Raw genomic sequence first — 14995 nt, 5'->3', positions numbered from 1 at the left:
GAGACATGAAAGGGTGGTTCAAGTATGTTGTTCAAAAAAATGACCGTGTTAATCCTTATTCTCGTTCTGACGATCGCTGTTTTCGGGTGTTCCAATCCTTCCGGGAACAGCACCGATTCCAAGAAAGACGCGAATCCGGATTCCGCTGCGGCGCCCGGTAAAATAAGTTTGGCGAAAAAATATGACATCAAGTGGTTTCAGTGGGGTCCCCGCGATATTGCCCCCGATGATGCCATTATCCAATATTTGAATGATAAATTTAATGTGAATATTAAAGTGGAGCGGATCTTGGCCAAAGAATATCAAAAGAACCTGGAGTTGAAAATTGCGGCAGGTGATGTGCCTGATGTATTTCGCTATTCGCTTAGCACAGGAACGCATATTTATAACCAGCTGTATGAAGACGATTTTTTGATGGATTTCAAGGAGTATGCCGATAAATATGATTTAAAAGGATTACAAGCTTACATGAAACAGCCGGGGACCGAGGAATTCCGCGAAGAAAACGGAATTTTCCAGCTTCCGTCCCGTAAATCCGGAGTCATTCCCAGCGTGATCGTCGTCCGGCAAGATTGGCTGGATAAGCTCGGACTGAAGAAGCCGGCGACGATGGATGAATTCAAAGCGATGCTGAAAGCTTTCAAGGATAATAAAATGGGGGGCGCGAATACAGTCCCTGCCACGTTTGCCTTCGGATCGTCCGCGCTTCTTGGATTCTCCACCGCTTACACCGGCGCCAACACTTGGGGGAAGGCGGACGGCAAATGGATGTATGAAGCGGTCATGCCGCAGTACAAAACATTCCTGCAATTTGCCGGCGAGTTATACCGGGAGGGCTTAATCGACCGGGAGGTGTTTACAGCGAATGAGGCTCAGGCTAAAGCCAAATTTCTCTCCGGGAGCTCCGGGGTCATCGTGGCTCCTACGGAAAGATATGCGGCGCTTGAAAAGGATTTATCGGAATCCAACAAAGAGGCCAAGCTGTCGTTGATCATTCCGCTGCCTAAAGGACCGGCTGGAAATTCGGGCAGAGCTTCCACGAGCTTTACCGAGCCTATCGTAGTCATTAAAAAAGACCGGGATGAAGATTTCCTTGCAAGGGTTGCCGCTATCATCGATTATACTCACAGCGAAGAAGGCATCAAGCTGCTCAACTATGGGATCGAGGGTGTCCACTATAAAACGGAAAACGGTAAGATGGTCAAAACCGCGCTCTATGATCGGGATATTATTCCGTCATTGGGACACTTACTGGCCATGACCACAGATTACTCGTTAGCGTCGGGGGATGTAGAAGGCGCATTAAAGGAAAACTTCGAATATTCCCTAACCTCCGGTATTGCCCCTCCGGTTACGGCGCTGTCCTACGGAGACTCCAAGGATTCGGTGCCGGCGATTGATAAAAAATACAATGAGTGGATGATCAATTTTGTGACCGGCGCTAAGGATATTAACGCAAGCTGGGATCAATATGTGAAAGAGATGAACGATGCCGGGCTCGGCAAGCTGACTTCGGCCGTCGAACAAAATACGAAGAAATGGAGCAAATAAATCGGATGACGAATCCAAAGCCTAACGTAATTATCATTATGGCCGATCAGTTGAGATATGATGCGATCGGGAGATGGACTCCACATTTAAATGAATTGAAAAATGAATCCGTTGTTTTCAACAGAGCCTACTGCGCCTCCCCCTTATGCGTTCCCGCCCGGGGGGCGTTCTTCACCGGAAAATTTCCCAACGAAACCGGATGCTTAATTAACCCTTGGGCGGAGCAGGATCGGATGCACGGGATGGTCAAGGAAGGAACTCCTCATCTGTATCAGCTGATGGAGGAGCATTGGGACAGCTGGCATACCGGTAAACAGCATTTATTTTATCCGTTGAAGCCGGAAGCACAGCCTGAATCGCAAACCCATTGGGATACCGAAGCCAATTATAAGGCTTTCTTGAAAGAACACGGAAAACAAGCTCCGGGCGGCCCGAAATTCAAAGGACTCGTGCCCGAGATGATATCCGGCAAGCATACGGCCGTCAAAAGCTATTCCGTACCCGTTACAGACCGCTACACGGAAGATGTGGATTATTTTTTTGACGGGTACATCACCAATCGTACGCTGGAGGCCCTAACGTCCAGAGACCCCAATAAACCTTTGTTCTTGAGCGCAATGTATTTGGCGCCTCATCCGCCGTTCCACCTTCCGGAGCCTTGGTACTCCATGGTCGGAGAAGAAGAGATCGAGCTGCCGGATAATGTCGGGGTCTGGTATCCGGATCAGTCGCCGCTGCAAATGTATAATGTGACGGGAGTGCTGGGAACCCGCTATTCCCGTGAAGAATGGCGTTCAATCTGGGCCAAATATCTAGGGCTAGTTCATCTGCTGGACGAGGGCATCGGACGAATCATTGAAGAGCTGAAAAGACAGGGCATCTACGATAATTCCCTTATCCTCTTCACCAGCGATCACGGAGAAATGCTGGGCTCGCATCGGCTATGGCAAAAATTTTGCATGTACGAGGAATCGGTGCGAACGCCGTTGTGGATCAAATTCCCTGCCGGGTTTACTCCTGCGGAGAATGAAATCCATGAGACGGTCAGCTCGATCGACATATTGCCAACCTTATGCGAATTCCTAGGTTTGGATAGTCCGGCATCCTTGTCCGGCCAATCGCTTATGCCGCTGCTTCGCGGAGAGGCCCGGAACGCCGAAGCCGTATATATACAGTATGACGGGAACGGCTCATTGGGATATTTTCAGAGGTGCGTCGTCAAGGGGAGATATAAGCTTATCGTGGATATATTCAAGGATGAGACTTTCCTGGAGCTGTACGACGTGGTGGACGATCCGCAGGAGAAGACCAATCTGGCCGCTTTACGCACACATGATCATGAATTGAATCAGCTTCTGGCTATGCTGGAGAAGCATATGGAACGGACGGGCGATCATTTATCGTTCCGAATGAGCATACGCAGACTTGTCTAGTGAGGAGAAGACAGCGGCAGTCCGGACTCGCAAATTCCGGACTGCCGCTGTCTTCCTTAGGGTCTGAAGTTTTCAGCTCAATATTTCAATATACCCGAGATCGCCGTTAACCCTTATTCTGTCGCCGTCTTTAATCAGCGTTGTGGCATCATCGACTCCTACGACTGCCGGAATGCCATATTCCCGGGCAACCACCGAGCCATGCGTCATTAATCCGCCGACTTCCGTAATGACTGCAACCGCGGATTGGAACAGCGGGGTCCAACCCGGATCAGTGTGAGGTGCCACAAGAATTTCCCCTTCCTTCAGCATAGCGTTCTCAGGTCTTAGGATTACCCGGGCAATCCCTTCCGCAATGCCGGCAGAAACGGGACTGCCGATGATCGTCCCTTCCGGGATATTGTCTTTTTTGGGAGGAACGATAACGATTTCCCCTTCGCTTGTCATAACTCTTGGCGGCTTCAAGCCTTGGTACCTTTGAAACTCTTCTTTGCGCTGGGCAATCAGCTGAGATAGGTTCCCTTCAAAGCGCCCCAGCAAAATATCAAGCAGCTCGCTCAATTCCAGGAAATAGACGTCGTCGGCTTGCGAGAGATGTCCTTTTTGTACGAGCGTCTCAGCTTCCTCGATAATAGCTTTCTTGCATTCGCCCATGGCGGTAATGAGAATATATTTATGTTGTTCCCGCAGCCCGCCTAAATGGCGATATACCGAAATCAGCCGTTTAGTGATTTTGGCTTTGAAATAGTCTCCTTTTACCGAATCCAAAATAGCGTGACTAGCGGATTCCGCTTCTTTCTTGCCCTCGGCGAATCGCTGCCGGTGTTCGCCGGGCCGGTGACTATGAATGTGGCTGAACAATGCAGAATTCAATTGCGTAGGCGCTTCGTACCAGCGCAGAGAAGTCATATCGATTTCACCCGGGCATCTCATCCCGTATTTATCGATAAATTTTGCAAAAGCATGTCTATACGCTTCGCCGCCCGGCACGCGGTCGAGGCCGGAGTAAAAGGTTCGATCGTCAGCTTGTTTAAGATATTGTTGAACTTCGGGAAGTTCCCGCAGCATATCTGCCAGGTCGCCCAGCTCAAGCCCCATGTCGCTTGTTACATTATGGGGCAGAGACTTATTCAATTTATTAAGCTCGGCCTCGTCTCCAAACCTCCGGATAATCGTTTTTTTAAGCAAGGCGTTAGAGACTAATCCGGGCCAGACGTAAGGAATCACGTTATTTATAATATCGCGAAGCACGTGTCCGAGTTGCTCCTGAACGATGAGGATTCGCTCCGCGCCGTGTTTCCTGTGGAGGGACCGCTTTACACTTTCTCTATATTCCAAGGTATATCTCTCCACCTCGGCTATAGCTGCCTCCAGATCGCCTGCTCGAAGAATGTTCCACGCCTTGCCTACGACGGGCGCCGCCATTTTTCTAACGGATGAGAGTGAAATGCTTTGGGAAGACGGATTATCCTCGAGAAATTCGGGACGCGAAACGATAGCATCTACGGACCGGTTCATACCTTCATCGACATTCCCAAGCAATGCCAGGACGCCTTTGCGCGCTATCTTATGATGCAGAATACCGGTGATGTCGCCGAATATTCTTCCTCCGGCCGCCTTTAGCAGATTGGAAGGGAATATGTGATGTAGTACAGATAAGCCGAGCGGCTTCATTGCGTTCGTCATCATTTGTGCATGGCCGAAAGATAGCAAGATTCTCAACGGCCGTTGCGGTATATCCGGCAAAGGATACAGGGTCGTAATGGGCCGGCTCTGGACAATAAATAATTCATCGTCCGCTACACAGAACTCGATATCCTGAGGAGCGCCATAGTGACGCTCAATCTTCTTGCCCAGAGCGGCAAGCTCCATAATCTGCTTATCGGTTAAAGCTTGCCGTTCCTGCATCTGAGCGGAAAGCTCTTTGGTTACTGTACCGCCTTCAGGCAGAGCATAGATCGCTAACTTCTTTTTCGATATTTTTTTATCGATAATCTGATTGTTCTTCACTTTATACAGATCGGCAGTCACCTGACCGGAAACCAATGCCTCGCCCAAGCCAAAACTGGCATCAATCGAAACAACCGCACGATTCCCGTTGACAGGATCGGCTGTGAACATGATCCCCGACGTATCCGGTATGACCATTTGCTGAACGACTATGGACAAATAGACCTCGCGATGATCAAAGCCGTTCTTGGCTCTATACACAATGGCGCGATCTGTAAAAAGCGATGCCCAGCAGTGCTTGACATGCTGCAGCAGCTCTTCCCGGCCTCTTACGTTCAGATAAGTGTCCTGCTGACCGGCAAAGGATGCGTTAGGCAAATCTTCCGCTGTCGCGCTGGATCTGATTGCATAAAAGTTCTCCGACCCTTCTTTGGTCCATGCCTGAATGACGGCATCCATAATAGGAGAGGGGATAGACAATTGCTGCAGATGGGTCCTGATGCGCTCGCCGATTTGATGGACCTGTTCTAATTGCAACGGTTCGAGCCGGTCCAGTTCAGCAAAATAGCTATCCATTTCTGTACTGGTTTGCAAAAAGTCATTATAGGCATGCGTCGTTATGCAAAACCCGCCCGGTACAGGAAAGCCGGCCTGAGTCATCTCGCCCAAATTTGCGCCTTTTCCGCCGACATAGGGAAGACTGGAGCGATCTATTTGATGAAAAAAGAGCACATAGGGTTTCATAGTATAGCCTCCTAAGCTATCGATTCGCACGCACTTATTTTTATGCATCAAGCTTTTGCTGTTTGTGCATTGACTGAGGTTTCAGCACGGAACCAAATATTACAATCGCGCTCACTACACCAATCCAAGTAAGCGACGATACTGCATGATTCCAGCTTAACCCTTTACCGAAGAAGAACAGCTCACGAAGACCTTCTATCATAAAGCGCATTGGCAGCCAAGAGTAAATCCAGTCCCGGTAGAACGGGGACATCATCTCAGGAGCTAAAGCGAGTAACGGCGCACCAAAGAAAAGCAATAAGGCAAAGACGGCAATTCCTTTCATTCCTAACAATGACATTACAGCAGATATCAGAAGGAAAAAGCTGAAAAAGGTAATCGTTAAGAAAAACGCTGTATCCACAAACTGCGGAATGTGAAGCCCCACCATGTTTTCCGCGAGCCAAGTTAACCCGAATCCAACGACTACCGCAACAACCGCACCCGCTACAACCTGCATTAACTTCGCAATAAGGTTCTCTGTTCGAGTTTTAGTCGTTGTCTTGCTGGTGACCATAAAGAGAACCGCCGCGCTTGCCAGACATGCCATCCAGAGAGGTTGGAATAAAGATACAGGGGCATTGCCGTTTGCGCTTTTTGTACCTGTTTCGTTGACATTAGTAATTTCCTTGATAATAGGACTTGCCAATTTGGAAGCCTGGTCCGGTGTCAGTGTGACGCCTTGATTGGTAAATCCTTCAAAGAGCTGGGTGCGAATATTATTGTTCATGTTATCGACGATTCCATTCAGGACTTGGCCTGCCATTGTAGATGCCGCAGGGTTCATTCCTTGATTAATAAAGATGTGAATTTTCGGAGAAACAGGCGTTGGAGTGCGCAAGGAAGCTTGTTTTTCGCTGAAATCTTTCGGAATCATAAGCGCTGCGTAATAGTCTTGATTATCTAAACCGTTTTGTACTTCTTCGGCACTGTTTACTTCCACCCATTTAACAGCGGGTTCCTCGCCAGAGGTTGAAGATGCCGTTTTCTGCATCATGTCAACGATAGTCTGCCCCATATTCATCTTTGGTTGATTTGGGATTTCTAATCCTTGATCTTCATTGAAAATGGCGATCGGTAAATTTTTGGGCTGAACTTGGACAGATGGAAAAAGTGTAAGCAAAAAAATAAATATGACCAACAAAGCAATAATAGGCGACAACAGGACGAGCTTGTTTTTAAATATATTCATAAAGGACCCACTCCTTTTCCACTCATTAGTTATTGGAAGATGAGCTTCCTATGCCGTGAAGCATAAAACGAACGGCATCTTCAATTTCCTGTTCATCAATAGACTCCTTATTCAACAACACAAACTGCGAAGCAAAAAATCCGCCGACGAACGTAAATAACGATTTCAGCATTTTGCCGGTCGGAATGTCCGTGAGTTCTCCGCGTTCTTTAAATAACTCGATAACTTGGGTGAGGCGAGAAGCAGCTACCTCGAAAATATAAGGGATGAGTTCTTTTTTCAATTCCTCTTTATAAATAAGTTCCTTGATGATAATTTGGAAAATTTCCTTGTTTTTCAAGGCTAATTCAATACGATTTCTCAGAAACTCCCTCAAGAAGCCTTCAAAGGTCGATTGAGATCGGCTAAGTTGACCGAGGACCTCATCCGCCATAGAAGGAAAAAATTCCTTAAATTGAGGAATAATAAGGGCAAGCAATAATTTGTCTTTCGTCCCGTACTGTTTGAAAATGCTTGCTTCAGAAACCTCGGCCAGCTTGGCAATTTCGGCAGTTGAAGTATTGGAATAACCCTTTTCGGCGAACAATCGAATGGCGGCCTGAACAATCCGTTGTTGTTTTACGGTTAGTTTTACCGATTCCGACGAGAGGAATTCATTGAACATGTTGTTGGACAAATCGGCTTCACCTCTTTATAGGTTATATTTATGTCGAAAAATAAAAAGTAAGTAATTACTTACTCAATAATGTTATAACATCGCGCCTAGCTTTATGTCAACTTAAACATCCAATCAACACTTCATGCAACATTGTTGATTGAACTGGAAAAGCAAGCATTATAAAATGAACTTCGAGTAATAATCAACATGTTGTTGAGTGAAAAATTCGATAAAAGCAGAGGTGTAGCATGTTATGAAAGCAGTGCGATATCATCAATATGGGGGACCGGAAGTTCTTCGTTACGAGGAAGCTCCAATTCCGGAAGTCAAGTCAGACGAAGTGTTGATTAAAGTTTCGGCGACCGCTTTTAATCCGGCAGACGCCATGTTAAGAATGGGGGCTCTGAAAGAGGTTCTGCCTTTAGCATTGCCATTTATTCCAAACGTAGACGTATCCGGCGTCATTGAGAAAATAGGGGGATCGGTTACAGAACTGCGAGTAGGGGATCGGGTGTTTGCTTTTCTCGACATGCTGAGAAACGGGGGAGCCGCAGAGTATGTGGTCAGCAAGGCTGCGGATGTTGCTCTTGCACCTGCAAATATAGACTTACAAGCTGCTGCCGCCATTCCAAGCGGGGCGATGACAGCTTGGCAAGGTCTGTTCGATCACGGCCATCTTCAATCGGGCCAACGTGTGCTGATTACAGCTGCCGCCGGCGGTGTCGGGTCTATGGCCGTTCAACTTGCGAAATGGAAGGGCGCTTACGTTATTGGTACGGCTTCCGAAAGAAGCTTCTCCACCCTTCAAGAGCTGGGGATCGACGAGATCATCGATTATAACCATGAATCCGTTGAAGAGAAACTAACCGAGAAGGTGGATGTGATTTTCAATCTTTCACCACTGAGTTCAGACGAAGTGACGAAATGGCTGCATGTGCTCAAACAAGGCGGCACGCTTGTCACAGCTTTACATCCGGCGGATGAAGACCTTGCCAAGAAATTAACGGTCAATACGGTGAGAATGGCCGTACAACGAAATGCACGGCAACTGGCCCAAATCGCCGAGCTAGTAGACGAGGGACATGTTAAGCCGGTGATCACGGAAAAACTACCATTACTTCATCTTGCGGCTGCCCATGAGAAAGTGGGACAAACGCGCGGAAAAGTCCTCGTTATTGTAGATGATAAAATTTGATCTTCAAATAAATAAGCGCTATTTCTTCGGGGGTTTGCCGCATTTCGTTATTCAGCCAATATTCTATAATACCGAGAAGAGCTGAAGTTGCAAAAGCAGAAACATAGGCATTAGGGATGGAGGGATCATGGATACGATCATTCAACACTTCAAAAATGCCGTTATTCAAAGACAGCTTCAGCTTGTGTGAAAAAGCAGGGTCTCCTTTGGTGCCCAATAAGCTTTTTAAAATCCGTCCATTCGCTTTCAAATACTGAAAAACTTCCACTAAAGGAGAATAGGGAATATTTAGTTTAGAGCATTCCAGCATTTCTTGATAATTTAGGGAGTTCATGTTCTTCTGCAATCCAACAAGTAATTCATCTTCCATTTGTTCGATCAAGTCGTATTTATCCCGATAATGAAGGTAAAACGTACCCCGATTTACGTTTGCCTTCAGCGTCAAGTCTCGGACGGTTACATCGCTGAACCCTGTTTCTTCCATCATGAGAAGCAGGGTTTCTTTAAGTAGTTGCCGTGTTCTTGCAACCATCCGGTCATGCATGGTTTCTGTCATAAAATAATCTTACCTTTCTTAAACGCTGCAATGATAGTCTAGCCGTTTTTTTATTATATTGTAGTATAAGTAATAAACCTGAATTTCGAAAGCGCATAAGAATGCGGCGGAAAATTTCGATGAGCGGTTCACTGAAAGTAAAAAAATGGAGATAGTGCCAGCGGGATTTGAACGACTTAGCCACATGAGGATAACTGCCCCCTCCCCAGTGAAGAGGCACTTTCGTTTTCCATGTGAAATGTTGGGAAGTGTCATTCCAATTGAACCACTTTAGCTTCGATACGCTTCCAAGCGTGTTGGTTGCCAAAATCCTTGATCAGCTTGAGCACAACTGATCGACTGTGCCGAACGAGCGTTGCTGCGCAATGAAAAAACTCCAAGCGGAATCTGGCAATCGTATAGCGCTGATGTACCGGTTCGCAGCAATCGCTTTTGAAGCGTTCGAACAAGTTGTAGGACAGCAGCTTAATCAGGAGGTCGAGCGTGTTGGCTTCAAATTCGCTGGTGGCGATGCGGTCCATGGAAAAGCCGTTCTTCGCTTCCTTAATGTAGTTTTCCATACAGCAGCGCTGGTTGTAGAAGCGCCACAAATCAATCGGTGCCCATTCCAGATTAGTTACAAGGGCTTCATACTGCCAGTCCTCATCGAACACAATGCGCCCTTGGCCGTGTTCGAACACCTGGGTTTTGCGAATAATCGCTATACACCGAGACTTTGTCCAAGATGTCGCTTTGTAGATTAGGGTAATGCCTTCGATGATCCACTCTTCGTCGACATAGCGAGTCCAATAGCGGCAGGCCCGAACTTCTTTAGCCAGACGCTTTGTCCACTTGAGTTTGCCGACATAGCCAATGTTGTTGCTTTCCCAAAGTCGGTAGAAGTCTTCGCCGCCGAAGCCCTTGTCAAATCGGGCATACTTCACTTTGCGTTCGCCGAGCAGATCGAAAGTTTGTTTTAGAAAGTCGGCGGCGTTCGTAGAAGAGTGCGTGTTACCTGGCCGCAGGACGGCATTCAGATTCAAGCGGGATTTTCCTTCAAAGGCCAGCAGGGGATGGTAACTTTTTCGTCCGGGCTTGTGCGGATTCGTGCCCTTGGCCGCGCCGGCTTGATCGCCATAGACCGTTTCCACCGTGGAATCCAGATCGAGAATAAGGCCATGGGGCAAGCAAGGTGCGATGATCCCCTGATTCAGCTTCCGCAGTTCATCCGGCAGTGACGGACACGACCGGCCAAGTCTCCCAAGCTCCTTATACAGCAAGCTATGATGCGGTAGGCGACCGCCAAGAAAGCGACGGAGCAGCGCATCGTGCTGCAGTTTGCGGAAATGAAACATTCGCTCGCAACCGAGCGTCCAACCAATGATGAGATAGAGCAGGATGCGATGAACAGGGAAAATGGCGTTGTGCGCTTTACCACCGGAGAGGTCCTGCATGGCCTCGGCGAGCTTGATTTTTTCAAGATAGGCCAGGAAGATTTTGACGCCTCCGAAACTCGTGGCGTTTTGTAGCGAAAATTCACTCTTGATTTTGCTAACGTCTGTGGTAGACTTCATCTAAAGGGTGCTCCTCTCTTTGGGTGATGTTGTCTTCGCAAACACCATTCTACCAAAGATTTGGAACCCTTTTTATATTTTTAGACGATCGTACTTTCGAAATTCAGGATAAAAAACAATCAATGCACTACTTTGAGTAATTACTCACTTCTCAAAAGCGGTTGTCCTATGTTAATATTGAATAATGAGTACATACTCACTTTGCCTTCATTTATTCATTTTGCCTATTTCTAAGGAGGGACCTATGGACAACGCGAATCCCATATCCTCTTGTGTTCTGCTGAAGAACGTGAATAAAAGCTTCGGGAGCAAGCAGGTGCTGTACGATATCAGCTTACAAATATCGGAGGGAGACATTCTTGGACTGCTAGGGCCATCCGGCTCCGGCAAATCCACCATTATCAAGCTGATCAACGGCGTCGATCAATCCAATAGCGGCGAGGTCTATGTGCTTGGCGAAAAGATGCCGAAGCTTGCCGTGATGAATCAGATCGGTTATATGGCCCAATCGGATGCGCTGTACGGCGATTTGACGGCCGCGGAGAACATCGTGTTCTTTTCGTCCATGTACAAACTTTCCAGATCGAAGCAAAAACAACGCATGAACGAAGTCATGGAGCTTGTCGATTTATCCGCCCACCTCAAAAAACAAGTCAAGCATTATTCAGGGGGGATGAAGCGCAGGCTTTCCCTTGCTATCGCCCTCATGCACGAGCCTCCCATACTGATATTGGATGAGCCGACCGTCGGGATTGATCCGATTCTAAAAAGGGCCATTTGGGAGGAGCTCAAGAAGTTGAACCAGCAGGGAACTACTCTTATTGTTACGACTCATGTCATGGATGAGGTAGAGAACTGCAGCACACTCGGCATGATTCGAGAGGGAAGGTTGATCGCGTTCGGTACTCCGGAGCAATTAAAGAACGCAACAGCCTCCAACACCATTGAAGAAGCGTTTTTGTATTATGGGGGTACGGCCAAATGAGAGTCCGCGCAATCATGATTCGCATTCTGATTCAGCTCAAGCATGATAAGCGAACGATGGCATTGATGATTTTCGCTCCGATGCTCATCATGACTTTCATGACCCTCATTTTCGGCGGATCGGATTACCACCCCAAGATCGGAATCGTCAATGCGCCGCAGAGCTTCGTTACGATTCTGGAAAATGAGGATGCGAAGGTAACATTTTATTCGGAAGGGGAGGCGGAAGAAAGCATTCGCGATTCGCAGCTGGATGCGGTCATCAATTTTAAGAACGGAGCTCCGTATGTTCTGTTGGAGGGAAGCGATCCGAGCAAGAGCAAAGCCGTTCTTATGCTGGTTCAAAAGCTCACGCAGCAGTCCCTTCCGTTAATGAAGCCGGATATTACCTATGTCTACGGCTATGCCAACATGTCTTCTATTGATAATTTCGGCCCTATTCTTATCGGTTTTTTCGTCTTTTTTATTGTTTTCTTAATTGCGGGAGTCTCATTCCTGGGAGAACGAACTACCGGCACGCTGGAACGTCTGTTGGCGACGCCGCTGCGGAGATGGGAAATCGTAGTGGGGTACGTACTGGGCTTTGGCGTGTTCACCATTGTACAGTCGGCGCTGATCTCGCTGTACTCCGTCTATGTGCTTCATCTATTTATGGTCGGATCGTTTGCTCTTGTGCTGCTGATTACCGTGCTGACCGCTATGGTTTCGCTGACTATCGGCATTTTCATATCTGCGTTTACGAACAATGAACTGCAAATGATTCAGTTTATCCCTATTGTCATCGTTCCGCAAGTTTTTTTCTCGGGATTGCTTGACGTTAGTACTATGGCTCCCTGGCTTCAGGCGTTGGGCCGTTTCATGCCGCTGACTTATATAGCGGATGCCTTGAGAAACATTATGATTCGTGGTAAAGGATGGTACGACATACAGAATGATGTGTTCGTGCTCGCGGGGATCTGTCTGTTCTTTATCGTCGCTAATGTATTGGTTCTCAAAAGATATCGTTCAATCTAAGAGGAGGATCGCGAATGAAAAAAAGAGCGGCGTTAAGTATCGTTATGGTTCTGCTGCTGTCAGGCTGCTCATTGCGAACCGGCAGCGCCGGAACGGAGATTAAAGGAAGCGTCGAATTCAATAAAATGTCCGCGGTCAGCACGGTGGCCGGCAAAATTATCGAGATGAATAAAGGGCAGGGAGAGCCGGTTAAAAAAGGAGACATCCTGGCTGTGATCGATCCGGCGAACCAAAAATATGCTGCCGAGCAATTAGAAGCCGTAGTCGCTATGAAGAAAGCCAAGCTGGAAGAGCTTAATGCAGGAACAAGACCTGAGCAAATAAAGCAGGCTCAGGCTCAGGCCGATGCGGCCAAAGCGCAGATGGAGCTTCTGCTGGCAGGCAGCCAGGCGGACCAGATTGAACAAGGAAAAGCCAATGTTTCAGCTGCCGAGGAATCCTTCAATGCCGCGCAAATCACACTGGATTACGTAACGGCCCAGCATAACCGAGCTTTGAATTTATATCAAGAGGGACAGCTAAGCAAGGAGGATCTGGATAGCTCCGCCTACAAGCTGAACACGACCCAGAAACAAACCGCCGTGGCCCGTTTTCAGTTGGAAGCGACAAAAGACCAGTTAGCTCAGCTGGAAAAAGGTCCGCGACCGCAAGAAATCAGCGCCGCAACGGCGGGCTACGAAGCGGCCAAGGCACAACTGGAGCTGCTGCAAAGCGGGAATACGAAGGAGAGCATTGCCATGGCTCAAGCGGATCTGGATCAAGCTACAGCTCAGTGGAATCAGGCCAAAAATTTGCTGGAGCAATACACGATCAAGGCGCTGGCGGACGGAATTATCACTAGCAAGAACGTTGAGCTCGGCGATGTGATTAATATAGGAACCAATCTTGCTGATATAGCAAAAACGGACGATATTTATGTGCTGTGTTATGTCCCGGATTCCTATTTGGACAAAATCAGCTATAATCAGCCAATCACAATCACTGCAGGCCAGAAAACAATCGAAGGCACGGTCAGCTACATCGCTCTTAAACACGAATATACCCCAAAAGATTTACAATCGAATGCAGACGGCAATCATGTAACAACCAAGGTGAAGATCACCATCAAAGGGGAAGACATCCAGTTCAACCCGGGAATGATTGTTACCGTCCATCTTCCCGCGGCGTAGCCTTCAACTGCTGATACCCTGCAAACGTTGATGTTTCAACGGATGCGGGGTCGGCTTGCTTCATCAGCTCCGCGCAGACTTCCCAATACCCTCCATCACAAAACGTACGGCATCTTCGATTTCATCGTCGCTGATAGAATGTTGATTCAATATCACGAAGCGGGAAGCCAACAATCCGCCTATGAATGTGAAAAGCATATTACAGATTCTATCGGTGGGAAGGTCAACGAGCTCTCCGCGTTCCTTGGCCGATTCAACTAAGAGCGTCAGGCGCGGTGTAATGATCTCTGATATAAATGGTAGGATTTCGTTTTTTAATTCTTCTTGATATATGATTTCCTTTATAATGACCTGAAAAAGTTCTCTGTTCTCCGAAATAAATTCAACCCGATTTTTTAGAACTCCCTTTAGGACTCCTTCAAAGCTTGTACCATCATTGATCGTGAATTGACTAAGCACTACATCGGCTTGAGAAGCAAAGAGATCCTTTAAATGAGGAGCAATAAGAGAGATCAATAATTTATCTTTTTTGCCATAGTGCTTGAAAATGCTTCCTTCCGAAACTTCTGCAACTTTGGCGATTTCAGCGGTCGAGGTGTTTGAGTAGCCCTTTTCGGCAAACAATGCAATGGCTGCTTCTATAATTCTTTTCTGCTTCACAGTTTGTTTCCCGGAATGCAGCGATTGAAGTTCTTTGAACAAATTATGAGTTTGCAATGTAACTCTCCTTTCAATGAATATTGGAGCAGTTGGAAGCTCACATTAGAGTAAGTAATTACTCAGACAAAACAGTTATACCAATGAAGTCGGTCTTCGTCAACTAATAATCATAGCGTTGCAATAGGAATTCATATAATGTATGCCCATTTGGTAGAAAACAAATTCAAAAATTACCTGAATAGTAAGAAGCGGGCTGACCAGCCGCACTGGCGCTGAACTTTTGCGAAAACTCAATGC

12 protein-coding genes are annotated in these 14995 nt (G+C 47.2%); 6 read left to right on the top strand and 6 right to left on the bottom strand.

Going from position 1 to position 14995, the window contains the following annotated elements; genetic code table 11:
- Positions 1–24 precede the first annotated feature (24 nt).
- Together SK3146_RS01115 and SK3146_RS01110 are read left to right on the top strand one after the other, a co-directional pair.
- Positions 25–1551 (top strand): extracellular solute-binding protein, encoded by a 1527-nt coding sequence (locus tag SK3146_RS01115; protein WP_249863327.1) that lies wholly within the window; start codon positions 25–27, stop codon positions 1549–1551.
- 5 nt (positions 1552–1556) lie between these two features.
- Positions 1557–2984, top strand: coding sequence for a sulfatase family protein (locus SK3146_RS01110; protein WP_249863326.1), 1428 nt, complete (start codon positions 1557–1559; stop codon positions 2982–2984).
- A 72-nt stretch (positions 2985–3056) separates the two neighbouring features.
- Here SK3146_RS01110 and SK3146_RS01105 read toward each other — a convergent pair whose 3' ends face one another.
- The 3 genes from SK3146_RS01105 to SK3146_RS01095 are packed head-to-tail and all read right to left on the bottom strand — an operon-like array spanning position 3057 to position 7585.
- A complete protein-coding gene (locus tag SK3146_RS01105; RefSeq protein WP_249863325.1) occupies positions 3057–5678 on the bottom strand; it encodes a phosphoenolpyruvate synthase in 2622 nt (873 codons plus the stop codon).
- 40 nt (positions 5679–5718) lie between these two features.
- The gene (locus SK3146_RS01100) at positions 5719–6903 is read right to left on the bottom strand and encodes a YhgE/Pip domain-containing protein (RefSeq protein ID WP_249866137.1); all 1185 of its coding nucleotides are present in this window, start codon (positions 6901–6903) and stop codon (positions 5719–5721) included.
- A gap of 31 nt (positions 6904–6934) precedes the next feature.
- On the bottom strand, positions 6935–7585 hold the full coding sequence (locus SK3146_RS01095) for a TetR/AcrR family transcriptional regulator (protein ID WP_249863324.1): 651 nt from the start codon (positions 7583–7585) through the stop codon (positions 6935–6937).
- 235 nt (positions 7586–7820) lie between these two features.
- Between SK3146_RS01095 and SK3146_RS01090 the strand changes: the two genes are divergently transcribed.
- Positions 7821–8762 carry an NADP-dependent oxidoreductase gene (locus SK3146_RS01090; RefSeq protein WP_249863323.1) on the top strand — a complete coding sequence of 314 codons (942 nt, stop codon included), beginning with the start codon at positions 7821–7823 and terminating at the stop codon, positions 8760–8762.
- On the opposite strand, the gene SK3146_RS01085 is transcribed toward SK3146_RS01090, so the two are convergent.
- On the bottom strand, positions 8740–9318 hold the full coding sequence (locus tag SK3146_RS01085) for a TetR/AcrR family transcriptional regulator (RefSeq protein WP_249863322.1): 579 nt from the start codon (positions 9316–9318) through the stop codon (positions 8740–8742). The genes SK3146_RS01090 and SK3146_RS01085 overlap by 23 nt on opposite strands.
- Before the next feature lie 251 nt (positions 9319–9569).
- Positions 9570–10871, bottom strand: a complete 1302-nt coding sequence (locus tag SK3146_RS01080) for an IS1380 family transposase (RefSeq protein ID WP_249860363.1) — start codon at positions 10869–10871, stop codon at positions 9570–9572.
- Between the two features lie 244 nt (positions 10872–11115).
- Here SK3146_RS01080 and SK3146_RS01075 point away from each other — a divergent pair, with 244 nt between their 5' ends.
- From SK3146_RS01075 to SK3146_RS01065, 3 genes are read left to right on the top strand one after another with little or no spacing between them, the layout of a single operon-like run.
- Positions 11116–11856, top strand: coding sequence for an ABC transporter ATP-binding protein (locus tag SK3146_RS01075; protein WP_249863321.1), 741 nt, complete (start codon positions 11116–11118; stop codon positions 11854–11856).
- Positions 11853–12869, top strand: a complete 1017-nt coding sequence (locus tag SK3146_RS01070; protein ID WP_249863320.1) for an ABC transporter permease — start codon at positions 11853–11855, stop codon at positions 12867–12869. The genes SK3146_RS01075 and SK3146_RS01070 overlap by 4 nt, the downstream gene beginning before the upstream one ends.
- Before the next feature lie 14 nt (positions 12870–12883).
- Positions 12884–14038, top strand: a complete 1155-nt coding sequence (locus SK3146_RS01065; protein ID WP_249863319.1) for an HlyD family secretion protein — start codon at positions 12884–12886, stop codon at positions 14036–14038.
- A 63-nt stretch (positions 14039–14101) separates the two neighbouring features.
- On the opposite strand, the gene SK3146_RS01060 is transcribed toward SK3146_RS01065, so the two are convergent.
- Positions 14102–14755 carry a TetR/AcrR family transcriptional regulator gene (locus tag SK3146_RS01060; protein ID WP_249863318.1) on the bottom strand — a complete coding sequence of 218 codons (654 nt, stop codon included), beginning with the start codon at positions 14753–14755 and terminating at the stop codon, positions 14102–14104.
- Positions 14756–14995 lie beyond the last annotated feature (240 nt).

Source organism: Paenibacillus konkukensis (assembly GCF_023523925.1).
Classification (GTDB): Bacteria; Bacillota; Bacilli; order Paenibacillales; family NBRC-103111; genus Paenibacillus_S; species Paenibacillus_S doosanensis.
Note: the sequence above shows the minus strand (reverse complement) of the source record. Positions and strands in the feature narration are given on the sequence as shown.

What these genes read in the sequence shown, in the direction of transcription:
- SK3146_RS01115 (WP_249863327.1), top strand. Translation starts at nt 25, where the DNA reads ATGTTGTTCAAAAAAATGACCGTGTTAATCCTTATTCTCGTTCTGACG.
- SK3146_RS01110 (WP_249863326.1), top strand. Translation starts at nt 1,557, where the DNA reads ATGACGAATCCAAAGCCTAACGTAATTATCATTATGGCCGATCAGTTG.
- SK3146_RS01105 (WP_249863325.1), bottom strand. Translation starts at nt 5,678, where the DNA reads ATGAAACCCTATGTGCTCTTTTTTCATCAAATAGATCGCTCCAGTCTT.
- SK3146_RS01090 (WP_249863323.1), top strand. Translation starts at nt 7,821, where the DNA reads ATGAAAGCAGTGCGATATCATCAATATGGGGGACCGGAAGTTCTTCGT.
- SK3146_RS01085 (WP_249863322.1), bottom strand. Translation starts at nt 9,318, where the DNA reads ATGACAGAAACCATGCATGACCGGATGGTTGCAAGAACACGGCAACTA.
- SK3146_RS01080 (WP_249860363.1), bottom strand. Translation starts at nt 10,871, where the DNA reads ATGAAGTCTACCACAGACGTTAGCAAAATCAAGAGTGAATTTTCGCTA.
- SK3146_RS01075 (WP_249863321.1), top strand. Translation starts at nt 11,116, where the DNA reads ATGGACAACGCGAATCCCATATCCTCTTGTGTTCTGCTGAAGAACGTG.
- SK3146_RS01070 (WP_249863320.1), top strand. Translation starts at nt 11,853, where the DNA reads ATGAGAGTCCGCGCAATCATGATTCGCATTCTGATTCAGCTCAAGCAT.
- SK3146_RS01065 (WP_249863319.1), top strand. Translation starts at nt 12,884, where the DNA reads ATGAAAAAAAGAGCGGCGTTAAGTATCGTTATGGTTCTGCTGCTGTCA.